General features: G+C 56.9%; 23 protein-coding genes. 7 read left to right on the top strand and 16 right to left on the bottom strand.

Going from position 1 to position 22,317, the window contains the following annotated elements:
- The first annotated feature begins 22 nt into the window (after window positions 1-22).
- The gene (locus ACMYSO_RS03000) at window positions 23-1,222 is read left to right on the top strand and encodes a multidrug effflux MFS transporter (RefSeq protein WP_434669221.1); all 1,200 of its coding nucleotides are present in this window, start codon (window positions 23-25) and stop codon (window positions 1,220-1,222) included.
- Between the two features lie 144 nt (window positions 1,223-1,366).
- Complete coding sequence (locus ACMYSO_RS02995; RefSeq protein WP_434669219.1) at window positions 1,367-2,293, top strand: LysR family transcriptional regulator; 927 nt, start codon at window positions 1,367-1,369, stop codon at window positions 2,291-2,293.
- Here the strand turns inward: ACMYSO_RS02995 and mdcH are convergent.
- The 11 genes from mdcH to ACMYSO_RS02940 form a co-directional block, all read right to left on the bottom strand.
- Window positions 2,283-3,185 carry a malonate decarboxylase subunit epsilon gene (gene mdcH, locus ACMYSO_RS02990; protein ID WP_434669218.1) on the bottom strand — a complete coding sequence of 301 codons (903 nt, stop codon included), beginning with the start codon at window positions 3,183-3,185 and terminating at the stop codon, window positions 2,283-2,285. The two genes, ACMYSO_RS02995 and mdcH, sit on opposite strands and share 11 nt — an antisense overlap.
- Window positions 3,182-3,802, bottom strand: coding sequence for a malonate decarboxylase holo-ACP synthase (locus ACMYSO_RS02985; RefSeq protein WP_434669217.1), 621 nt, complete (start codon window positions 3,800-3,802; stop codon window positions 3,182-3,184). The genes mdcH and ACMYSO_RS02985 overlap by 4 nt, the downstream gene beginning before the upstream one ends.
- Window position 3,803: 1 nt before the next feature.
- The gene (locus ACMYSO_RS02980; RefSeq protein WP_174509321.1) at window positions 3,804-4,763 is read right to left on the bottom strand and encodes an AEC family transporter; all 960 of its coding nucleotides are present in this window, start codon (window positions 4,761-4,763) and stop codon (window positions 3,804-3,806) included.
- A 141-nt stretch (window positions 4,764-4,904) separates the two neighbouring features.
- A complete protein-coding gene (gene mdcE, locus ACMYSO_RS02975) occupies window positions 4,905-5,705 on the bottom strand; it encodes a biotin-independent malonate decarboxylase subunit gamma (RefSeq protein ID WP_434670725.1) in 801 nt (266 codons plus the stop codon).
- Window positions 5,705-6,538 carry a biotin-independent malonate decarboxylase subunit beta gene (locus ACMYSO_RS02970; RefSeq protein WP_434669215.1) on the bottom strand — a complete coding sequence of 278 codons (834 nt, stop codon included), beginning with the start codon at window positions 6,536-6,538 and terminating at the stop codon, window positions 5,705-5,707. The genes mdcE and ACMYSO_RS02970 overlap by 1 nt, the downstream gene beginning before the upstream one ends.
- Complete coding sequence (gene mdcC, locus ACMYSO_RS02965; protein ID WP_434669214.1) at window positions 6,531-6,830, bottom strand: malonate decarboxylase acyl carrier protein; 300 nt, start codon at window positions 6,828-6,830, stop codon at window positions 6,531-6,533. Before mdcC ends, ACMYSO_RS02970 begins: the two co-directional genes overlap by 8 nt.
- Window positions 6,831-6,840: 10 nt before the next feature.
- Complete coding sequence (locus ACMYSO_RS02960) at window positions 6,841-7,701, bottom strand: triphosphoribosyl-dephospho-CoA synthase (protein WP_434669212.1); 861 nt, start codon at window positions 7,699-7,701, stop codon at window positions 6,841-6,843.
- Window positions 7,701-9,356, bottom strand: a complete 1,656-nt coding sequence (gene mdcA / locus ACMYSO_RS02955) for a malonate decarboxylase subunit alpha (RefSeq protein WP_434669210.1) — start codon at window positions 9,354-9,356, stop codon at window positions 7,701-7,703. Before mdcA ends, ACMYSO_RS02960 begins: the two co-directional genes overlap by 1 nt.
- Window positions 9,357-9,692: 336 nt before the next feature.
- Window positions 9,693-9,911 carry a hypothetical protein gene (locus ACMYSO_RS02950; RefSeq protein ID WP_434669209.1) on the bottom strand — a complete coding sequence of 73 codons (219 nt, stop codon included), beginning with the start codon at window positions 9,909-9,911 and terminating at the stop codon, window positions 9,693-9,695.
- Window positions 9,895-10,464, bottom strand: a complete 570-nt coding sequence (locus ACMYSO_RS02945; protein ID WP_434669207.1) for a hypothetical protein — start codon at window positions 10,462-10,464, stop codon at window positions 9,895-9,897. The genes ACMYSO_RS02950 and ACMYSO_RS02945 overlap by 17 nt, the downstream gene beginning before the upstream one ends.
- A gap of 228 nt (window positions 10,465-10,692) precedes the next feature.
- Window positions 10,693-11,724 (bottom strand): AI-2E family transporter, encoded by a 1,032-nt coding sequence (locus ACMYSO_RS02940; protein ID WP_434584560.1) that lies wholly within the window; start codon window positions 11,722-11,724, stop codon window positions 10,693-10,695.
- Window positions 11,725-12,285: 561 nt separating this feature from the next.
- On the opposite strand from ACMYSO_RS02940, the gene mdtJ reads away from it, so the two are divergent.
- From mdtJ to ACMYSO_RS02925, 3 genes are all read left to right on the top strand, one after another.
- Window positions 12,286-12,648: a multidrug/spermidine efflux SMR transporter subunit MdtJ gene (gene mdtJ, locus ACMYSO_RS02935; protein ID WP_434587291.1), complete on the top strand. Its 363-nt coding sequence runs from the start codon at window positions 12,286-12,288 to the stop codon at window positions 12,646-12,648.
- On the top strand, window positions 12,635-12,964 hold the full coding sequence (mdtI, locus tag ACMYSO_RS02930; RefSeq protein ID WP_434669205.1) for a multidrug/spermidine efflux SMR transporter subunit MdtI: 330 nt from the start codon (window positions 12,635-12,637) through the stop codon (window positions 12,962-12,964). The genes mdtJ and mdtI overlap by 14 nt, the downstream gene beginning before the upstream one ends.
- Before the next feature lie 107 nt (window positions 12,965-13,071).
- Window positions 13,072-15,228: a putative bifunctional diguanylate cyclase/phosphodiesterase gene (locus ACMYSO_RS02925; RefSeq protein ID WP_434669203.1), complete on the top strand. Its 2,157-nt coding sequence runs from the start codon at window positions 13,072-13,074 to the stop codon at window positions 15,226-15,228.
- Between the two features lie 3 nt (window positions 15,229-15,231).
- Here ACMYSO_RS02925 and ACMYSO_RS02920 read toward each other — a convergent pair whose 3' ends face one another.
- Window positions 15,232-16,044 carry a trypsin-like serine peptidase gene (locus tag ACMYSO_RS02920; RefSeq protein WP_434669201.1) on the bottom strand — a complete coding sequence of 271 codons (813 nt, stop codon included), beginning with the start codon at window positions 16,042-16,044 and terminating at the stop codon, window positions 15,232-15,234.
- Between the two features lie 651 nt (window positions 16,045-16,695).
- Window positions 16,696-17,607 carry a LysR substrate-binding domain-containing protein gene (locus tag ACMYSO_RS02915; RefSeq protein WP_434670724.1) on the bottom strand — a complete coding sequence of 304 codons (912 nt, stop codon included), beginning with the start codon at window positions 17,605-17,607 and terminating at the stop codon, window positions 16,696-16,698.
- A gap of 121 nt (window positions 17,608-17,728) precedes the next feature.
- On the opposite strand from ACMYSO_RS02915, the gene ACMYSO_RS02910 reads away from it, so the two are divergent.
- Window positions 17,729-18,337, top strand: a complete 609-nt coding sequence (locus ACMYSO_RS02910) for a LysE family translocator (RefSeq protein WP_434669199.1) — start codon at window positions 17,729-17,731, stop codon at window positions 18,335-18,337.
- Between the two features lie 228 nt (window positions 18,338-18,565).
- On the opposite strand, the gene asr is transcribed toward ACMYSO_RS02910, so the two are convergent.
- Together asr and ACMYSO_RS02900 are read right to left on the bottom strand one after the other, a co-directional pair.
- Window positions 18,566-18,988, bottom strand: a complete 423-nt coding sequence (asr, locus tag ACMYSO_RS02905; RefSeq protein WP_434584470.1) for an acid resistance repetitive basic protein Asr — start codon at window positions 18,986-18,988, stop codon at window positions 18,566-18,568.
- Between the two features lie 193 nt (window positions 18,989-19,181).
- Entirely contained in the window at window positions 19,182-20,669 is a 1,488-nt protein-coding gene (locus ACMYSO_RS02900) for a carboxypeptidase M32 (protein WP_434669197.1), read from the bottom strand.
- A gap of 229 nt (window positions 20,670-20,898) precedes the next feature.
- Between ACMYSO_RS02900 and ACMYSO_RS02895 the strand changes: the two genes are divergently transcribed.
- Complete coding sequence (locus tag ACMYSO_RS02895) at window positions 20,899-20,991, top strand: KPN_01571 family protein (protein WP_004862449.1); 93 nt, start codon at window positions 20,899-20,901, stop codon at window positions 20,989-20,991.
- A 34-nt stretch (window positions 20,992-21,025) separates the two neighbouring features.
- Here the strand turns inward: ACMYSO_RS02895 and ACMYSO_RS02890 are convergent, their stop codons facing one another.
- Entirely contained in the window at window positions 21,026-22,276 is a 1,251-nt protein-coding gene (locus ACMYSO_RS02890; RefSeq protein WP_434669195.1) for an MFS transporter, read from the bottom strand.
- Window positions 22,277-22,317 lie beyond the last annotated feature (41 nt).

Genomic DNA, 22,317 nt, shown 5'->3' with positions numbered 1-22,317 from the left:
CTCCCCTCGACGGATATCACTCATGACTTTGCCGCACAAACAGGCCGCCAGCGGCCCGCTGTTTATTTTAATTTTAAGCGGGCTGATGGCGTTTACCTCCCTGTCCACCGACATCTATCTGCCGGCCATGCCGCTGATGGCGGCGGAACTGCAGGGCGATGCTGAACTGACCATCACCGGATTTCTGATTGGTTTTGCCCTTGCTCAACTGGTGTGGGGGCCGATCAGCGACCGCCTTGGCCGTCGCACGCCGCTGCTGATTGGCATGGTGCTGTTTATTATTGGTTCCGCCGGATGCGCGCTCTCTACCAGCATCGACCAGATTATCTTCTGGCGGGTATTTCAGGCCCTTGGCGCCTGCACCGGACCGATGCTCGCGCGGGCGATGGTGCGCGATCTGTTTGCTCGTACCCGCGCCGCGCAGATGCTCTCAACCCTGACCATCGTGATGGCGATTGCGCCGATTATCGGGCCGCTGATGGGCGGACAGATGATTAAAATCACCAGTTGGCACGCCATCTTCTGGCTGCTGGTGGTGATTGGCCTGCTGATGTTGCTGGCACTGCGTTGGTTGCCGGAAACGCTGCCGCCTGAACGTCGTCAGCAGGGTTCGCCACTGAAGGCCTTCCATCACTACGGGCTGCTGCTGAAAAACCGTATTTTTATGCGCTATACCCTCAGCCTGACCAGCTATTACGTCGCCGCTTACGCTTTTATTACCGGTTCGCCCGATGTCTATATCCGCTATTTCGGTGTGGCGCCTCAGCACTATGGCTGGCTGTTCGCGGTGAATATTCTCGGCGTGATGGCGCTGAGCCTGGTGAACCGCCGACTGGTCCAGCGTCATCCGCTGGGTCATCTGCTCAAAGCGGCGCTGATTGTTGCCACCCTGGTGACGGTTGTGCTGGCGCTGAGCGTCAGAATGGATCTGACGGGAATTGCCGGGATAGTGGCCTGCGTGTTGGTCTTTTTCTCAATGAACGGGGTGATCGCCGCGACCTCCACCGCCGCAGCGCTGGACGAAGCCGGGGCGTTCGCCGGTTCCGCATCGGCCTTTATCGGCTCGTTGCAGTACGGCAGCGGGATTATCTCATCGCTGCTGCTGGCGTGGCTGAACGACGGCACGCCGTGGACCATGGCGTGGATCATGGCGGCGTTCACGCTGCTTAGCCTGCTGCTGGCCTGGACGCGCGCCGTGCCGCGGGTTGAGGAAGCCGAATGACAGAACAGGGCAAAGCGCGGCGCGTTTTTGGCAAAACAGAGCCGGATCCGCAAACCGTGGTCTCCCTCGCCGCCGTTTGCGCTTATACTGGCTTGAATTTATAAGAGAAAACGAAGCCAACGGCGAAGAAGCGGGGCGCCAGCCATGAAAGACGATATCAACCAGGAGATTACCTTCCGCAAGCTGGCGGTATTTATGATGTTTATGGCGAAGGGCAATATTGCCAGAACTGCCGAAGCCATGCAGCTGAGCGGGGTGAGCGTCCACCGGGCGCTGCATACTCTTGAAGAGGGTGTGGGGTGCCCGCTGTTCGTGCATAAGGGGCGCAATTTACTGCCGTTGCCGGCCGCCTGGACGCTACTGGAGTACTGTCAGGATGTAACAACGTTGATGACCCGCGGTCTGGAAGCGACGCGCAAAGTCGCCGGTGTGGGCCAGGGGCGGTTGCGGATCGGCACGCTCTATTCGCTGACGCTGGAAACCGTGCCGCGTATCATCATGGGGATGAAGCTTCGCCGTCCGGAGCTGGAGCTGGATCTGACCATGGGCTCCAACCAGATGCTGCTGGATATGCTGGAAGATGATGCTCTCGACGCCATTCTGATTGCCACCAATGAGGGTGAGTTCAGCCAGTCGTCCTTTGATGTGGTACCGCTGTTTGAGGATGATATTTTCCTCGCGGCGCCGGCCACGATACGCCTCGACACCTCAACGCCCGCCGACCTGCGCGATTATGCTGACCGCAAATTTGTCTCGCTGGCGGAGGGGTTTGCCACCTATGCCGGTTTTCAGGAGGCCTTCCAGGTGGCGGCCTTTGAGCCAGACATTGTCACCCGGGTGAACGATATCTTCTCGATGATTAGCCTTGTTCAGGCCGGGGTGGGGTTTGCGCTACTGCCGGGGCGAATGAAGAAAGTCTATGAAAATGATGTGCAGCTGTTAAAGCTGGCGGAGCCGTACCAGATGCGCCAGCTGATCTCGATTGTCTATTCGCACCATCGGGAGCGTGACGCGGACCTGCTGGCGCTGGCGGCAGAAGGGCGCATGTATGCCCGCAGCCTTACGCGTTAAGCCGACGCGCGAGGTGCTGCGCCACTTCAACGCTGTTGCGCTCCATGCAGATGGCCTCACCCTGCCAGCCCGCGAGATGCGTCAGCCCGGTCAGCACGCTGCCGGGCGGCATCTCAATTGCCAACCGGGCATCGCGCTGATTAGCGGAAACCATGGCGTCCTGCCACTGCACGGTGCGCGCCATATTAAAGGCTAAGTCGTCGGCGATTTTTTGCGGCTCCCACAGCACCCGGCCCGTTGTACCGCTCAGATAAGCGCGCAAAGGACGTGACAGTGTCACTGATTTAAAGGCATTAGCCAGTTCAGCGGCGGGTTTATCCAGCAGTGCGCAGTGCGATGGCACGCTCACCGCCAGCCGGGTGGCTTTGCTGGCTCCGGCCTCCAGCGCTTTACGTGCGACCTCTGCCATATCCTCATCCCGTCCGGCAATGACAATCTGCGTTTCAGCATTAAGGTTGGCGATATAGGTGCCGCTGTCTGCCATCAGTTTTTCAACCTGATTAAGTTGTAGGCCGACAATGGCCGTCAGGCCGTAGCCATGAGGATAGGCCTGCTCCATTAAATCGCCGCGCAGCGCCACCAGTCGCAGGGCATCGCGGAAATCGAGCGCCCCGGCAATGACCGCCGCCGGGTATGCGCCAATCGACAGGCCGCTGACGATATCCGGTTTGACGTCGTGACGAATAAGCTCGTTGGCCCATGCGACGCCCGCAATCAGCAGACACAGCTGCACCGCTCGGGTGTGCTGTAACGCTCCTGGGGTATCGAGCTTATCGGTTTCAGCGCCGAGCACGGCGCGGACGTCGGCGAGAAGCGCAGCGCCGTCGGGCAAATTGTGCAGCATTCCCGGACGTTGCGTACCCTGACCGGGAAAGGTAAAGAGGATTTTCATGATGGCTCCCTGTGCCACGGTGTTGCGGTGAGCGCAGGACCGGTGGCGGTTTTCAGCAGAACGCGTCCTTCGCGCAGCCATTCGTTCAGGGCAAACGCGCCGAAGGGCGTTTCAATCTGGGTATCGGCCCGGCACGGTAGCTTCTCAACCTGCGCCTGCCACTGGCGTAGCTCATCGTCGGTCAGCGGCTGTGGAGCGCGGATCACTAAATCGAGATCGCTGTCGGCGTGCAGAACCGGAATTTCGGTGGCGAGCGCATAGCCGGTGCTGCCGGTGATGCCCCACAGCCACGGCCACGCAAAGGTGGTCAGCAAAATAGCCGCCTGAACCGGCGGCTGGGAAACAAACGGTGAGTGCAGCAGGCGCTGGCGTTCTGCCAGATCTTCCGGCGTCACCACGCGGGAAACCGCCGCTGCCTTCACCCATCCGGCGGCGCGCTGTTCGCGCTTCATGCCGCGCACGCCTACCGGAATCTCATGGTTGTCATTCGCATCGCGCCGCACCACTACCGGTAAACCGGGGTGCCACTGGCTGGAGACCCACGCCTCCTCAACGTTAAGCAGGGAATCGCGGCTTTTCAGCCAGAGGAGATCGTGCGGGCGCGGGGCGAATGTCATATCAAATACCTGAAGTCAGCGTAATAAACAGCGGTAACGACAGGATACACAGAACCGAGCTCAACAGCAGTACCGCTTCTGCATCCGGCGACTGCACGCCAAAGCGGTTGCCGAACACTACGCCGAAGAAGCCAGCAGACAGGGCAATCATCAGGATCGCGGTAATGGCCACCGAACCGTGCAGACCGAAGGCCAGTACGATAGCCCAGGCAATAAACGGCTGGATCAGCAGTTTGGCGATAGTTGCAATGCCGACCATCGCATTCAGTTTCAGCTTACGAGCAGAGAGGATAACCCCGGTCAGGAACAGCGCGGCGGCGGTGGCAGACAGTCCCAGCGGCTTGATGGACGCCAGCAGCAGGTCCGGCATTTTGATGCCAATTGCCGACAGGATCACCCCCAGTAGCGGGCCCATGACGATAGGTTTTTTCAGCGAACGCCACATCAGCACCGGCAGCATTGCCAGGGTAGAACCGCTGTTTTCGCCGGCGGCGCGCGCTTTTTCACGCTCAAGGATCAGCAGGCAGAACGGCGTCATCAGGACGGAACCACAGGCGATAGACACGGCCACGGAGAGTGAGGTGGCAGAGCCTTCACCCAGCACGCTACCGAGTATCGGCAAGCCCAACGCGGCATAGTTCGGCAGTGCGACGGTAAGGGTCAGCACGGCGGCATCCTGCGGGGATTTTTTAAACACGCCGGTGGCGAGGAAGTAGATCGCCGCATAGGTTACCCACATGGCTCCGGTCAGCACCACGATCAGCGGAGACTGCGCAACGATACCTGCCCACGGAGTCTGCACGGTGGCGCTGAACAGCGCGGCGGGCAGGGCAAAGTCCATCACGAAGATGTTGAGCAGCGACACATTTTTGTTGTCGACCATGCCCGCTTTACCGGCCCAGAAGCCCAGCAGCATGATGATAAAAATTGGCGCAAGCGCATGAACAATTACGTAAGTCATAGATCACCTGTAGTAAGAAAAAAAGAGAGAACATTTGCGATGTTTATAGTTTTCTAAAAGCGGCAGGCCGTGGGCGCTATGCTGCGCCCGACGGTTGCCGCTTTCGGCAGGTCTTTTTTTACGTACTTCTGATGTTGCCCGTTACCAGCTGGCGCGCATCCGTTCGCGCACCAGGGCAGAGCTACGGCGATTTTCCGCGCCGAGACGGTTTTTCAGGCTTGGGTCTTTACGGGCATCCGAAATGGCTTTCTGCACGGTGAGCTCCACCAGCGCGAGGTCAGCATCTGAAGGCGCATCCGGATTGCTGAGGTTAAGCAGGTCGGAGAGCAGGCCGAGGGTGGCGAAGTTGCTGACGTCATAGGCCATCGGCGGAATGGTGGCCGCCAGTTTTTCCAGCGCCTCAACGGTTCGCAGAGTGATGCGCGCGGCGGACGCTTTGCCCATCGCATGCACCAGCACGCCTTTGTCGTTAATGGCAATCAGGCGGTTGGCCTGGTAGCCATGTGCCAGAAACGCCCCGGACATCGCCTTGCCGACGATAAGTCCGATGACCGGATGGCCGGCCAGACGGGCTTTTGCGTAGGCACCCGCGGCACCGGCCAGCGCCTGGTGAATGCCAAATGCCTCTTCACGACGGCCATAGGCCTGGCTCGGGACGTCGATCACCGCCACAATCGGGCGCTTCACGTCGTTTTTGGCGTCTGCGTCGATGGTTTCATTGACCACTTTCGCCAGCGTCCAGCCTTCCAGCAGGCCCACTTCGCCTTTGGCGGCGCGCGGGTAGTGGTTGTGAGCATCCGGGACCACGGTGATAAAGCGCACGCTTTCACCATTCAGTTCACCGTCAGCGACCTGTACAGAAGGGCATAGACCGCTCAGGCGCGGCGCATTCGGCGCCAGTTTTTCCAGCCATACGGCCCCACGGCTATTGGACTGAGTCATCATTTCACCTCCCGGGCAAAAAGCTGTTTGATCTGCGCGGTATCCGCCTGCAGGCGGGTATCGAAGTTGGTCAGACGGGTCAGGTAATCGGCATATTTATCGCTGCGGTGCTGTGCCGGAACGCCTTTGGCAATGGCGTCGTTCATGGCGGTTTTCACCGCGTTGATGCCGTCACCAACCAGCGCATCGACCAGCCCGCTGTCGTAGCGGATTTCGCCGCCGGTCATGCTCCAGATAAACGGCCGGTCACGGGAGTCGTACTCTTCGATCCCAGCTTCCTGCTCGATAACCTGCGGACCGTTGAGGCCCAGACGCGCTTCGCGGGTGACAATCAGGTAGCTGCACAGAGCGGCGGCGATGGACATCCCGCCGAAGCAGCCGACGGTGCCGGCGATAATACCGACCACCGGGGTGTAGCGACGCAGATCGACGATTGCCGCGTGAATGTCAGCAATGGCCGCGAGGCCGAGGTTGGCTTCCTGTAACCGCACGCCGCCGGTTTCGAGACACAGCACCGCCTGGGTTGGGATGCCGTTGCGGTTGTCTTCTGCCGCCAGTTCAAGCGCCGCCGCCATTTTGGCACCGGACACTTCGCCCATGCTGCCGCCCTGGAAGGTGCCTTCGATGGCGATCACCACCGCCGACTGACCGTTGATGGTGCCGCGGGCAACTACCATGCCGTCATCTGACTGCGGTACGACGCCCTGTTGCGCGAGCCACGGCGACATAATGCCTTCGAACGGGTCGAGCAGTTCACGGTAGCTGCCGCCATCCAGCAGCGCGTGGGCGCGTTCACGGGCCCGTAATTCAATAAAGCTGCGGTCGTTACGCATGGGTAACCTCCTCAAAAACCTGTTCGATACGAATGCGCGCCACGCCGGGCGTCGCGCCGAAATCGTGAATAATCAGCGTGCCGGCAGGCAGGCCGTTGATCAGGTTCAGACGGTCAAACAGCGCGTTCCAGCGACCGCTGCTGTTGTCCACGGAGGTGGTGATATCAATGCTGAGCGTATCCCCGGCTGCTGCGGTGAACAGCACTTCCATATCACCGGAGCCGACGACGCCTGCCAGGGCTTTACCGTTGAAGGTATGGCTGGCAGGGAATGACAATGTAATGTGTTCCATAACATCCTCTTTAAATTGAGCAAGACGCGGGCTGGCATACCCTGTCGAGAAACAGCGTGGCGGCGAGCAGATCGGCGGCGCCGCCTGGCGATGCGTTCAGTGAGAGCATCTGCGCGTCGAGACGGGCGAGCGCGTTGCGCCCCCGGGCTGTGGCGCTGCCGCCCGCGTTCAGCACCGCACGGGCGCCGTTCTGCATCGCATGCAGGCCGGGCATCCCGGCGCGGGAAAGCACGCAGGTATCACTGAGCGAAGTCATGATCGCCATCAGCGCATCGAGGCGGGCTTCACTTTCGTTCGCCCCCATTGCACGGCTGCGTAACAGTTGCGGCAACGCGAGCTGCATCACGTGCGGAAACGCCTGCTGCGCCTCTTCACGTGCACCTGGCACCCGGTACTGATGCGTGGCTTTCAGCCCTTTACTGAAGGTCTTTGGAGCGGCACCGTCCGGCAGTCGGGCGAGCAGGGCAGCGGAGTGTGCAATCTGCTGCGCGCCTGCGTTACCGCCATGCATCGCCACGGCGCTGACCAACAGGCCAAGTGCCCAGATAGCACCGCGATGGGTATTCACGCCATGCGTGGCGGCCATCATCTGCCGTTCGCCTTCGCGCCCTAAGCGGCCCACGGTTTCGCGCAGAGCGATATCGGCGGGTCGCTGCCAGCTCTGCTGAGCCAGGTGCAGAAACGTTGGGGTCAGGCTGCGCGCCGAGCGCTCCATCAGATCAAGCGAAAGGTCGTGATGGGCACCGTTTCCCCGGCTGTCCACCAGACCCGGCTTCGGGCTTAATCGCGCTTCGTCGATCAGGCAGTCGCGGGCGATGAACGCCAGCTTTTCGGCCTGTACCTCGGCATGAGTCTGTGACAGGAGTTTCATTACCAGCTCCGGAATTTCGCAGGTGGGTTGTACAGACCGTCGGACCATTCGACCAGATCGGCCACGCTACCGGCGGCGAGCAGGGACCGGGTGGCGTCGCTGCGGCGGATACCGATATCTTCCGGATAGACCACTTTGCCGCTGCTGCGCAGGTCGGCAACGCGCTTAGCGTCCACGCCAAGGCCGATATCGGTGATCCCGGCAACGGCGGCAACCATTGCGCGACGCTCTTCGAGGCTTTCTGCCCGGTAGAGGTAGGCAATACCTTCTTCGGTTAATACGTGCGTCACGTCATCGCCATAGATCATCACCGGCGCTAACGGCATGCCGGAGGCTTTGGCGACGTCAACCGCATCGAGTTTTTCTACGAAGGTCGGTTTCGCGCCGGCCTGGAAGGTTTCTACCATCTGCACCACCAGTTTTTTGCCGCGCTGCATCGGGTCCGGTTCGGTGATCATGTTCAGCCAGGCCGGAGTGGCATGACGGCGACCGTGGGGGTCGTGGCCCATGTTCGGCGCGCCGCCGAAGCCGGACAGACGCCCACGCGTGACGGTGGAGGAATTAGCGAGGCCATCCACCTGCAGGGTCGAGCCGATGAACATATCGACCGCGTACTGGCCTGCCAGCTGGCAGAAGGCGCGGTTGGAGCGCATCGAGCCGTCGGCTCCGGTAAAGAACACATCGGGGCGGGCGCGGATATACTCTTCCATCCCCAGTTCACCGCCGAAGCAGTGCACGCTTTCAACCCAGCCGCTTTCAATTGCCGGGATCAGCGTTGGGTGAGGGTTGAGGGTCCAGTGCTTACAAATTTTGCCTTTCAGGCCGAGCTGCTCGCCGTAGGTCGGCAGCAGCAGTTCGATGGCGGCGGTGTTAAAGCCGATGCCGTGGTTCAGGGACTGCACCTGATGCTCGGCGTAGATGCCTTTAATCGCCATCATCGCCATCAGGATATGTTCTTGCTTAATCAGGCGTGGGTCGCGGGTAAACAGCGGTTCGATAAAGAACGGCTTGTCGGCCACCACCACGTAATCAATCCACGAGCCGGGAATATCGACGCGCGGCAGATCGCACTCGTCGTCCACCAGTTCATTAACCTGCGCAATGACAATGCCATCGTGGAAGGCGGCGGCTTCTACCAGCGCCGGGGTATCTTCGGTGCTGGGCCCGGTGTAGAGATTTCCTTTGCGGTCGGCTTTGTAACCGGCAATCAGCGCTACGTTCGGCGACAGGTCGACGTACAGGCGGGAGTAAAGTTCGATGTAGGTATGAATCGCGCCAATTTCCAGCAGACCATCTTCCAGCAGCTGCGAAATACGCAGGCTCTGGGTACCGGAGAACGAGAAATCCAGTTTGCGGGCGATGCCTTTTTCAAACAGATCCAGGTGTTCGCTGCGCCCGACGCTGGGCATAATCATGTGCAGGTCGTGGATCTTTTGCGGGCTCACTTCCGCCAGCATACGGGAGAGGAAATCGGCCTGTTTCTGGTTATTCCCCTCCAGCACCACGCGGTCGCCGGGGGCGAGAAGATGTTCCAGCGCATTGACCAACTGGTCAGTGGGGATAACCTTACCGGAGACATTCGCGGCGGCCAGTCGGCGCTGCTTTTCCGTCCGGCGACGGTTCCAGACCCGTCCCGTCGTTTGTTCGCCATTCATTATTAACCTCCTGATTCGACAAATCGTTTTGATTGTCATGGTGTGGAAGTTAGTGTGCGACGAGCGCGGCAGTGCATCAATTAAGCCCGGAAACAGATCGTTAGCCTGAGAGTAATAATTCCCTGAGTAATTATGTGACGGCGATCGAAGCAGGAAGGCTGGGGGTGGACTACGGGGAGATGATGTTGGTCAGAAGATGGTGTTGCTACGAACGGTGGGTATCCGGTGAATGATTCGTGCAATGCCAAGGATGAACGACATGAGATGGCTGCCGTTCATTGATTCTAAGAGGGGAAGTAAAACAAAATAGCCTGATACAGGCTTTGAGAGACTACGTTAAATATCTTGCAGTTCACGCATCAGGCGCCCGCGCAATTTTTTGCGTAATAAGGCGGCAGAAGAGTGTTTTTTGCCGCTAGCAAGGCTGTCTTTGATTTCAACAAGGGTGGCCTGCGTATTGATAGCGCAGGATGCCGCTAATGCCTGGAACACCTTTTTCCCACCGGTATCAGCGGTGCACAGCGTGCTGCGTTGCTGCTTAGTGTAATACGACATAGTTTGCTCTCCCCTGCGTAACGGTTTTGTAAGCCTTTAAATCCGCAGGAATCAGTGGCCGCGGGATCTTTTTGGGCAACCCAGTGCGTTGATTATAGCGTGGCTCACTTTTTAACCCAAGCATATAGTCATAGGTCTCTTCGAGAGGGATTCGGCGACCAATATCTACAATTCCGCCTGAGGCGGCCTGGAAAGCGAAGCCCCCGATATTAAATTTTTCATAGTGTGCGATTAAAGCCAGTGAGACCGATTGCAAAACGACAGCGCTTCCCAGTCCCTCAAATCTGACGTGGCGAAAATCGGCCAAATTAGCCATGCCGTCAATAATGTCGAAATAAACCTCTGCCATGCCATTGTCCGGAAATGGGATATCCAGTGGCATTTCGTAACCGGTTCGGGTGAAGGTCCGTTCATCAACCATGCTGCCAATGATGACCGTGTAGATTTCGCTCCCGGCCACAAAGATGTAGCTATGATGTACGCGGTGGTCGTAGACGAATTTTTTGCGCCGCATCCCATAATCATCCAGAAATACCTCTTCTTCGATGCGCATGGTTTGTCCCTGTGAGAGGCATTAACATTTTCGGTTTTCAAAAATATTGCCTGTTAATTGATTTCGAATACCTTACCTTACTGGATGAATATCCAGCGCCTTATGTTTTTGGTTAAAGTTTAAAACTGCGTGGACGTTTCTGGAATTGAATGTAAAGCCGCTGGCGGCATTGCACCGCCAGCGTGAGCTCCGACACCCTCAATCATTCAGGCTGTATAACCGGTATACCTACTTACTTAAATCGCTCAGTAGTACCGCAATACTTTGTCCGCTGGCGCTCTGCTCGAGCGCAATTTTCACTATGATGGTCAGCGGTACGGAGAGCAGCATGCCGACCGGTCCCAGCAGCCAGCCCCAGAAAATCAACGACAGAAACACCACCAGGGTGGAAAGCCCCAGGCCACGGCCCATGATCCGCGGCTCGAGGATATTGCCGAAGACGATGTTGATCACCAGATATCCGGTGAGCACCACCAGCGCGTCATACAGGCCGCCAAACACCATGACCTGTAAAATGGGTGGGATCGCCGCCAGAATCGAACCGATATTGGGAATATAGTTCAGCGCAAACGCCAGCAGGCCCCACATAAAGGCGAATCGCACATCCAGCAGCGCCAACATCGCCCAGACCACCAGCCCGGTGACCAGACTGATGGCGGTTTTTAATACCAGGTAGCGCGAGACGCTGTCGAGGGCGCGCTGAATGGCCCCCATACCTTCTACCGGTCTCGACATCAGCTGCTGCAGTTTGGCAGGAAGCTGTGGGACTTCCAGCAGCATAAACACCACCGTCAACAGCAGCAGGAAGATAGACGACATGGCGTTGGACAGCTGGGTCAGCAGGCTGGTCACCATCGTCATGACCGCATTGGGGTCGATATATTTATTCAGCTCCACCACCGACACGCTAAAACCAAAGCGCTGAAGCCAGGGGGTGACGGTATGCACCGGCTCGGAGAGCGAACTGCGGTATTGTGGCAGGGTTCGCGCCAGCTCATTAAGTGACGTCGCGAGTGATGCCAGCAGGATCACCGCCAGCATCACGATGGTGCCAATCAGCAGCACGATGGCCAGCACCCGGGGCACCCGACAGCGCATCATCAGGTGGACCACCGGGTTGATCACCACCGCCAGAAACAGCGCCAGCACGAAGGGGACGATGATATCTGCCGCGAAGCGGATACCGGTGAGAATGATGACCAGCATGCCCAGCATGATGACTATCTTTAATCCATTAAGAGTGATGATGGGTTTGGCCATAGGTGTCCCTGAGAATAAAACCGGTTTTTCTCACAGTGTAGCGTCGGATGCCGGACAAAAGGCAGCAAAAAAACCACAAAAAAGCCGCTGGCAGCAAGAGTATAAACCCCGAATAAGCGTCTTACCGTGAAGAAAACAACCCGGTCATTAAAATAAAAATGTGCACGCGCCATCATAATGACGATTGACATCAGAAAAAGCTAATCTAAATCAAATACCAGGCGTAAAGAAGTGCAAAGGCTTTGAGAGTAAAGGGGCGTTATGGTACAAATTAAGGGTGATTAACTCTCGAGGACAATATTCATCCGCAATGATGAGAAGCAATACCGCGGATAATTGTAATTTTATGGACAATCAGTTCACCCTATTTATTTCAGTTTCTGTTTGCGATTCCCTTCCTGACAGCCGCTTTGACGGCGAGCAACACTGGCGCTCCGCGCTTTAGTCCTTCTCCCCTGCCTGAGCTGGCGCACTGCGCACGGCTAAATCTACGCCATATTTTTTCGGTCTGCCCGAGCGGCAAGCCGTCATGGATTATATTCTCATGCAGGAGAACGGATGATGTTTTATTGGATTTTATTAGCTCTCGCTATTGTTGCTGAAATTATCGGCACACTCTCTATGAAATGGGCCAGCGTCAGCGGTGGTCACCTTGGTTTTATTTTGATGTTGGTGATGATCGCTGTTTCCTATATTTTCCTGGCCTTTGCGGTTAAAAAAATCGCCCTCGGGGTGGCCTATGCGTTATGGGAAGGTATCGGCATTTTATTGATTACCTTATTCAGTGTGACGCTGTTTGATGAGTCCCTGTCGCTGGTCAAAATTGCCGGTCTGACGACGCTGGTCGTCGGGATTGTACTGATTAAATCCGGCACCCAAAAAGTCGAGAAGCAGCCGGAGGAGTTGACGCATGCAACAGTTTGAATGGGTGCATGGCGCCTGGCTGGCGCTGGCCATCGTGCTGGAAATTGTCGCTAACGTCTTTTTGAAGTTTTCCGACGGTTTTCGCCAAAAAGTGTACGGTATTCTCTCTTTGCTGGCGGTACTTGGCGCCTTCAGCGCGCTCTCCCAGGCGGTGAAGGGGATTGACCTGTCAGTGGCCTATGCCTTGTGGGGCGGATTCGGGATTGCCGCCACCCTTGCTGCAGGCTGGATCCTGTTTGGTCAGCGCCTGAATTATAAAGGCTGGCTCGGCGTGATCCTGCTGATGAGCGGGATGGTCTTAATTAAACTGGCGTAATGTGATGCCGCCTGCATATGCGGGCGGCAAAATTTGTTCTCTGTAGTATTCTTTAAAAAAAGAGTGCGGGCGGCGGGTTTATCTTTGGCCGTAAGAGAGGACTGATAATGGTAAATTTGCCTGGCTGGCGCAATCTCCCCTCTGCTAAAACCCTGTCGGTAATGATCTTCCTTGCCGGGATCGGCCTGATTGTTTCGATTATTTCACTGCTCTATTTTTCCCAACATCTGATCGGCATTAAAACTAACGAAATTGACAAGCATCGCTCGATCCTCTCCGTGGATGGCGCGGTGCAAACCTCGGTAAGTCGCGTACTGTCGTTGGTCCAGGACAATTCAATCTGGGATGACGCCGTGAGACAAACCTACGCCCCGGTGCTGGATACCAACTGGCTTTATGATTCCTGGGGTTCCGGTTTCAAAATTGACGATCTCTACGACGGAATGTTCGTCCTCGATCAGCATTATCAGGTGTTGTGGGGATCGTTTCGGAGCAAGACGCTCAATGAAACCGATATTCGCTTCTTTGGCAGCGGTCTGCGGGCATTAATTACCCGGCATGCTGAAGCATTGCGCAGCGGCAAGAGCGCCTATGCCGGCATTACCCGTACCCAGGCGGGGATTGCCTTTATCGGAATCGGGCTGATACGCCCGTCAATGGGGCGTTTGCAGGTGCACGATGATACACGCCGTTATCTGGTGGTCACCCGGCATATCAATGCGGATATCCTGGAAAAACTCGGGAATACCTTTCAGATCCGCGGGTTGCATGCGACAGATCGCGGCGGTGAGTATAGCGTCCCGTTACGCACCAGCGCCGGTGAGACTGTCGGATATCTCAGCTGGCAGCCGCGACTGCCTGGTGCGGAAGCGGCGCATGCAGCATCGACCGGTATTCGCCTTATCGCCTTTTTGGCTGCCAGCCTGATCCTGCTGTTTATTCTGTTGAGCTGCCTCGGGCTGTATAAGCTGTCGTGCGGTGAGAAACTGGCGCGGCAGATAGCCATGACCGACTGGCTCAGCAAGTTACCCAACCGCCGGGCGCTGTTCGGGCGACTCAACCAGATATGCGAAAAGACCCAGCACGACGTGCAGTGTGTAGTATTTATCGACCTTGATGGTTTTAAAGATGTGAATGACAACTATGGCCATGAGGTGGGAGATGCGCTGATTGCGCATATTGCCCGCGAGCTTCAGGATCGCGTCCCGTCCGACGGCCTGCTGGCGCGGATGGGTGGGGATGAATTCGCCATGTCCGTCGGCGGAGAGCAGTCGATAGCGCAGGCGTCGGCTTTTGCGTGGGAAGTGCTGGAAATGCTGAAGTCGCCGGTGGCGATTGGCGAGCGCAAAATTTATATCAGCGCCAGTATCGGCATTGCCAGCGGTACGCCGGCCACGTGCTCCAGCACCGAACTGTTTCGCCGCGCCGATATTGCCATGTATCACTCGAAAAAATCAGGTAAAGGGCGCACCACCTGGTACGATGAGAGCCTCAACGATACCCGACAGTATCAGCTCAATATTGAAAACGGTATCCGCCAGGGGCTGGAAAATGAGGAGTTCGATGTCTGGTATCAGCCGATCGTCAACGCCGATACGCTGGTGGTGGTGGGCGTGGAAGCGCTGCTCCGCTGGCCCCGTCGCCCAGAAGGCCCGTTACCGCCGGATGCCTTTATTGGCATTGCGGAAAGCAGCGGGCTGATTTATGCCCTCGGCCAGTTTGCCCTCTATCGTGCCTGCAGCGATCTGCGTGCGCTGGACGATTTAATGCTGTCGGTAAATATCTCTCCGGCGCAGTTTCGCGACCCGGAATTTGAATCACGGGTGGTCCAGGTTCTGGCCCGCTGTCACTTTCCCGCCCGTCGGTTGCAAATTGAAGTGACCGAAAGCTATGTGATGGAGAATCCGGCTCGTGCGCTGGCGGCGATAGAGAATCTCAAGGCGCTGGGGACGTCGGTGGCGCTGGATGATTTTGGCATCGGTTACTCCAGCATTGGATACCTGCGGAGCTTTCATTTCGATACGCTCAAAATTGATAAATCGCTGGCCGGCGTGGTCGATGTCGATGCTCAGGCCGCAGAGCTGGTGCGTGGGACCGTGCGGATCGCCGGGGCGCTCGGAATGACGGTGGTTGCCGAAGGGGTCGAGAACCAGCAGCAGCTGGCGCTGCTGCGTCGGGCCGGATGCCATCGTTTACAGGGGTTTTACTTTAGTGAACCGATGCCCATTGCCTCATTACGGCAGCTGCGCCAGCAGCAGGGCTAGCGGTTATTCACTGGCCAGCGTTTCCAGTTTGTCACGAAAACCAGTCACCGAGATGGCGCGGTTATCCGCCCGCCAGCGATCTTTCGGCCCCGGTGCCGAGCTCTGGACGGCAATCACCTGCCAGCCGCTATCGGTTTTCAGCAACAATGGCGAACCGCTGTCACCAGGCAGCGTGTCGCACTGGTGCGACAGGACCGTGGTCTGCGCCCAGCCGGTGACGATGCAATCCTGATGGGTGTAGAGATTATCCAGATGGTCTTCCGGATAGCCCGACTGCGTGACTTTGCGTTCGGCGACTTTCAGCGCGGCGGTGAGATCGGCCTTATCGCCGCTAAATAACGGGATCGGGGTGATGCCGGAAGGCGCATAGCGCAGGACGATCAGGCCAAAATCCCACGGGGCAGCAGCCGAGGGGACAATCCAGCCGTCGCCATCTGCTTTCAGCCGTTTACCCAGCGATGGGTCAACGCGCCCCTCAATGCCGTGAATTTCATACACCCAGCCGCCTTTGCGTGAGATAAAGCGCAGGGCTACCGCCTTATCCGGTTTGCCTTTTGGCGGAGTCAGCAGGCAGTGGCCCGCCGTCAGCGCCAGATGGGGCGAAATCAGGGTGGCGGTACACAGATTGCCGCTGGCCGTTTCTAACTGACCGATGGCATCCCAGGGCTCTTCAGCAGGATTGTTGACCGGTTTTCGATCGTCATGACCAAAAAAAAGCGTCTTGATATCTTTTGCGCTCATGCTGTCATCATCAGCGTGAGCAAACGGGGACAACAAACAAAAAGAACACAACAACAACAGTACGTCTTTGCGCATATTACTCTCTGGGGAGAAATTATGTATATACATCCCATCCTTTATCCCTTGGTAATCGGGGAGGATGAATTTGTGTATATTGACAGTAGCAGGAGATTTAAGTTTATGAAAGTTAACAGTAATTTTAATTAAGCGAAACGCGACTAAAATCCCGCCAGAACGCCGCATTTCCGTACAATTATGACGATAACTCAAATAGTTAGCGCTTTTTATTCACGTGGTTATTTCCGCAGAAACCGGGGCAGGAAGCAACATAAATCAGGTTACGGTACGTACCAAATGCGCCGGATACTCGCCAGCTGAGAATTAGGTTTTGTTTGTAAAGTTGTTGGGCAGGTGATGACGATAAATCGACATAAACATGAATACATTCATCGGATAACGCACATTCTTACACCGTTAGCAGTTACTTTCAAAGCGAAACATTTTCTCACGGCAATTATTGTTATTCCTGTTTACCGTTGAAGAAACAGAGATGTTGTCCCGGTGATGATAGCCCCTGTTTCTTATCTCCGGTTTCGGGAGGATCTATGTCGAAAAAAGGTATTCGTGCGTTAGTGTATGTTTCTCTCGCCTCGATCTTTATCTGGGGTGCAGCAGGCTATCTGGTTGTGCAGGTGGTGCAGGTAATGTAAGCCGGCGTTTCTGATGTTAATTCGCCTCCTTTCCCCGGCGCTCGATGCCGGTGGGAAAGGGGGCGGGAAGGTGTTCACGCAAATACAGGTACAAGTGTTCCACCGCTTGCTCGTTACGCGTAGCCTTCGGCCAGACCAGATAATAGCCGTCGCCCGTGGCGACCGCCTGAGTGAACGGCGCGACCAGCAGACAGCTGTCGATGGCCTCGAGGCTCAACAAAAGATCCCCCACCGACACCCCATGCCCGCTCATCGCCGCCATATTCCCCTGATCCAGGCTGTCAAAGACGATACCCCGGCTGATGTCAGTCGGCGCCCGCGGATCAACCTCCTGCAACCAGCGTCGCCAGTCACGGCGGTCGGGTGTGGGATGGATCAGGGGACAGGCGGTTAAATCCGCGCGCGCGGACTCCACCATGGCCGGGGCGCATAGCGGAATCAGCCATTCGGCAAGCAGCAGCGCGTGTCGGGTGTCTTCGCCAAAGTGGCCGTCGCCGAGCAGAATCGCACAATCATAAGGCTCACGGGTAAAATCGACGCTGTCCCGGTCCATCCACACGCTGCTCATTTCGATAACGGGTTTTTGATGCTGCTGACGAAACTGTTGCAGCACCTTCAGCAACCAGCGCATCGTTAAGGTGGAGGGTGATTTCAGGCGGAGCTTTCCTGCCTGCTGGCGCAAAGTCTGGCAGGCCCTGTCGATGGCGGCGAAATTTTCCTCCAGCGCATGCGCCAGCTGGCGACCTGCCTCGCTGAGCGTCACCTTTGGTCCCTGACGGATAAACAACTGACAATCGAACCAGGCTTCGAGCGTGCTGATATGACGGCTGACGGCGCCGGGTGTGACGTGCAGCATCGCGGCAGCCTGGCTAAAGGAACCCAGCCGGGCGGCGGTAGCAAAAGCGCGTAGCGCATACAGCGGCGGCATCGACACGCGGTTCATCCTCTATGATGAGTAAAACTCACATTCAAGCTCAGCACAGATCGTTTTTCAACTCTTAATTCAAGGAAGAAAATAGGTGACCTGAAAAGAAGAGTGAGTTTATATCATGAACTATGCATTGCTGATGGGGTATGGCCTGACGGTGCTGGCCCTGATTGCCACGCCGGGACCGGTCGTGGTGCTGGTCACAGACGCCGCGACGCGTCACGGTTATCGTTGCGCGTTATATACCATGGCCGGGAGCAATCTCGCATCGCTATTGCTGATTGCCGTCGCCGCCGCGATGTTGCGCGGGGTGGTGGCTATCCATCCGGATATGCTGACGCTGCTGGCCGCCGCCGGGTCTTGTTATATTGCGTGGCTGGCCGTCGGGATGCTGCGAGGATCCCTGTCGGCATCGGCTGCTTCGGCGCGACGCGGTGGGTGGCTGATAGGGTTTGTAACCGGGGTGAGTAATCCCAAGGACATTCTGTTTTTTGTCGCGTTTTTTCCGCTGTTTATTCCCGTCACTGCGGATCCTGGACTGAGCCTTGTTTTATTAACCGTGATTTGGCTGGTTATCGACCTGAGCGTGCTGTCGCTCTATATCTTCACAATTCGTCGCTGGTTGAGCGTCGCGCATCGCGATCGTGTCACCACCATATCCGCCGGCTTTTTGCTGCTTTTTGCACTGTATGGTCTGGGCTACAACGGCTGGGTATGGCTAAGCCGATAGACCCGGTACGGTCATGGCACAAAATGAGTAAAGGGCGAGGGTATGCAGAAGATGACGGGTTAAACGGCAACCGGGTTAGTACAGAAAAAAACGGGTGGCAATCACTGCACAGAGGATCAGGACGACCAGGATGAGCTCAAAACGATAGCGCCGCAGCATAGTGTCCTCCAGAAAAAAAACGGCGCTGAAACAGCGCCGATTTATGATTCATCCGACGGAGCGGAAGAATTATGCAGCTGGCTGTGCAGCCGGTTTAGCAGCCTGATGTTTGGTGGTTTTGTGGTGCTTTTTAGCCGCCTGCGCTTTCTGTGCTACTGCAGGTTTGGTCGCCGCTTTGTGGTGCTTTTTAGCAGCTTGTGCTTTCTGTGCTGCTGCAGGTTTAGCTGCCGCTTTGTGGTGTTTCTTAGCGGCCTGAGCTTTCTGCGCTACCGCAGGTTTGGCTTCGGCTTTTTTGTGTTTTTTGGCAGCCTGAGCTTTCTGCTCGGTAGCTGGTTTAGCCGCAGCTTTGTGGTGTTTTTTGTGATGCGTGGTTTTGGCAGTGGTGCTGTGAGCAGCAGCCGGAGCCTGAGTGGTGCTTACTGCGTCAGCAGCGAAAGCAGCAGAAGACAGACCCATAGCAGCGGCAACGACCAGAGCTAATACTTTTTTCATTCTGATATCCTCGAATTTGTTTCTTCAGTGAACCCCACTGCGGGGCCGTTGAAAACACTATATGCCGCTCTTATCTGGCTTTCCGTGAGTGTTTGGTTTCGGCGTGTAACCATATGTACAACGTGGCACTGCCGGAACGACAACGAGGATAACGTCGGGATGATGGCGCCGGGGAAACCCCGGCGCGACAGGCTTACAGGTAACGTGAGGTCAAGTGCTGGCGGAAATAATCGCTGTTCAGGTCCTCGCCGGTGGCGTTGGTAATCAGCTGTGAGGTGGTGAACCGGCTGCCGTGCTGCCAGATATTTTGTTGCAGCCAGGCAAACAGCGTGGAGAAATCACCGCTGGCAATGTTGTCTTCCAGCTGCGGTAGCGCGCGTTTCGCCGCCGCCATCAGCTGTGCGGCATACATCGCGCCGAGCGTGTAGGAAGGGAAATAACCGAAACCGCCATCGGTCCAGTGGATATCCTGCATGCAGCCATTGCGGTAATTTCCGGTGGTGGAAAGACCCAGCCAGCTTTGCATTTTTTCATCCCATAAGGCCGGAATATCGTCCACTTCAATATCACCATCGATCAGCGCGCGTTCAATTTCATAGCGCAGAATGACGTGCGCCGGATAGCTGACTTCATCGGCATCCACGCGGATAAATCCGGGTTTGACTCGCTGGTTCCAGGCAATGAAATTGTCGCTGCTGAAGGCCGGTTGATCGCCGAAGCGCTGGCGTACGGCGGGCAATAAACGTTTCAGGAAAGCGTCACTGCGCCCGAGCTGCATTTCAAAAAACAGGCTTTGTGATTCGTGAATCGCCGTTGAACGGGCGAGGGCCACCGGCTGGTCGAGCCATTTGCGAGGCAGGTTCTGCTCGTAGCGCGCATGGCCGGTTTCATGAATCACCCCGAACAAGGCGCTGAGCAGGTCGTCTTCGTTATAGCGGGTGGTGATCCGCACGTCCTGCGGGACGCCGCCGCAGAACGGGTGGGCGCTGATATCAAGGCGCCCACTATCAAAATCAAAGCCGAGGATGCGCATCGCTTCGAGACCCAGTTCACGCTGTTCGGCTACCGGGAACGGCCCCTGCGGTGCGACGGGCGGTTGCTGCGCCTGTTTTTCGACGACTTCGGTCAACAGGGCGGGTAGCCAGGATTTGAGATCGGCAAATAGTACATCCAGACGCGCGCTGGTCATGTCGGGTTCGAAAATATCCAGCAGGGCGTCGTAGCGTGAGCCCCCTTTGGCCGCCGCGCGGATGCTGGCCTCTTCCCGGCTCAGTTTCACCACTTCACGTAGGTTTTCGGAGAAACCTTCCCAGTCGTTGGCCGGGCGCTGGCTACGCCAGGCGTGCTCACAGCGGCTGCCTGCCAGAGATTTGGCTTCCACCAGGCTTTCCGGCAGCAGCGCCGCTTGTTCATACTGGCGGGTCATTTCACGCAGGTTGGCCTGTTCAACGTCATTCAGATCTTCCTGCAGCGCGTTGCGTAGCGCCTGGGCCACGCTGTTGTCCGTCAAAATCTGATGCTGCAACACCCCCAGTTCCGCCAGCGCGGCGCCTCGTGCGGCGCTGCCGCCCGGTGGCATCATGGCGAACATATCCCAACCGGCGATTGCGCCGAGATGCGAGAAGCGGGAAAGACGCTGGAATGTGCGGGTAAGCTGCTGATAATTTTTGTTTTCAGTCATGTGTATTCTGGCCTGTTGCGAATGAACGAAAGGCGTAGCCCGTATCGCTCTACACTATCCTGATCTGTGCCAATCTGCCAGACGGAGGGCACAGGTTGGCGCAGTACTATTTATCGCCAGGCGCTGACAGGATCGAAATATTGTCACATTGGTATGGTCAAGATAGCGGATTAATTTTTAACCAGCAGCTACACTTGTTGATGCGCAGGCCGCTGCTGTGGGGGGTACTATGAATCCGTTCACCATGCTGTTTATTGCACTGCTCTCAATTGATGCCGTCAGGGAACTCCTGGGGGCGTCGTCGGTATTGGGCATGTGGTGACAGACGTGGCCGATGAAGGCCACGTACAGAGCCGTTAACTCAGACGTTTGTGCAGACAAACGCCAGTAAGAAGTGCTGCTGTTAGCATTAGTGCGATAAATCCACCCACGCCATTCCAGCCATAGTTGTGCCAGAAAATTCCCCCTAACGTCCCCGCTATGCTGGACCCCAGGTAGTAGCTGAACAGATACAATGATGAAGCCTGCCCACGAGCGCGACGCGCACGCGGGCCAATCCAGCTGCTGGCGACCGAGTGGGCGGCGAAGAAGCCTGCCGAGAACAGCAGCATGCCGGCGAAAATCAGCCACAGGGAGGAGAACAGGGTTAGCATCAGTCCGGCCAACATCACCCCGACAAACCCTAACATCACCGGCCCGCGGCCAAAGCGCGCGGTCATGGCGCCGGCTTTTGGCGAACTCCAGGTCCCGGTCAAATAGGCCACGGAGAGCAGGCCAACCACAGCCTGGTTCAGCGACCATGGGGACATCATCAGGCGATAGCCGATGTAATTAAACAGGGTTACGAAGGAGCCCATCAGCAGGAAACCTTCGAGGAACAGCAGCGGCAGGCCGCGATCGCGCCAGTGCAGACGGAAGTTGATCAGCAGCGATTTTGGTCGTAATGAGGTTGGGCGAAAGTGGCGTGATTCCGGGAGGATGCGCCAGAACATGATTGCTGCCGCAAGGGCAAAGCAACTGATCGCCGCCAGCGCCACGCGCCAGCCAAAAAAGTCAGTAAATACCCCGGTCAGCAGACGACCGCTCATCCCGCCGATGGAGTTACCGCTGATGTACAGCCCCATTGAAAAAGCCACCACGCTGGGGTGAATTTCTTCACTCAGATAAGTCATCCCGACCGCCGCCACGCCGCTCAGCGACAGGCCAATCAGCGCCCGCATAATCAATATTCCGTGCCAGCTGGACATCATGGTCGACAACAGCGAGCAGCATGATGCCAGCACCAGCGCGGTGACCATGACCTGTTTACGGCCGATCGCATCGGATAACGGGCCGGTAAACAGCAGGCCAATGGCCAGCATGGCGGTGGAGATGGATAACGATATGCTGCTGCTGGCTGGCGTGACGCCAAATTCTGTTGAAAGCACTGGCAGAATTGGCTGTACGCAATAGAGCAAGGCGAAGGTGGCCAGACCGGCAGAGAACAGCGCCAGAGTGACGCGAATAAACTGGGGGGTGCCGCGTTTAATAAACTGATTTGGCTGGGAGATAACATTGTCGATGACTTCGCTTGCCGGCACGCTGTCAACGGTAGTTGTACGACTCACGGAAAAATCCTTGCTGAGAACACAGAGTTATGTGATGTCAC

Origin of the sequence: Klebsiella sp. B345, from assembly GCF_051131735.1 — a bacterium.
In the GTDB taxonomy this organism is placed as follows: Bacteria; Pseudomonadota; Gammaproteobacteria; order Enterobacterales; family Enterobacteriaceae; genus Klebsiella.
Note: the sequence above shows the minus strand (reverse complement) of the source record. Positions and strands in the feature narration are given on the sequence as shown.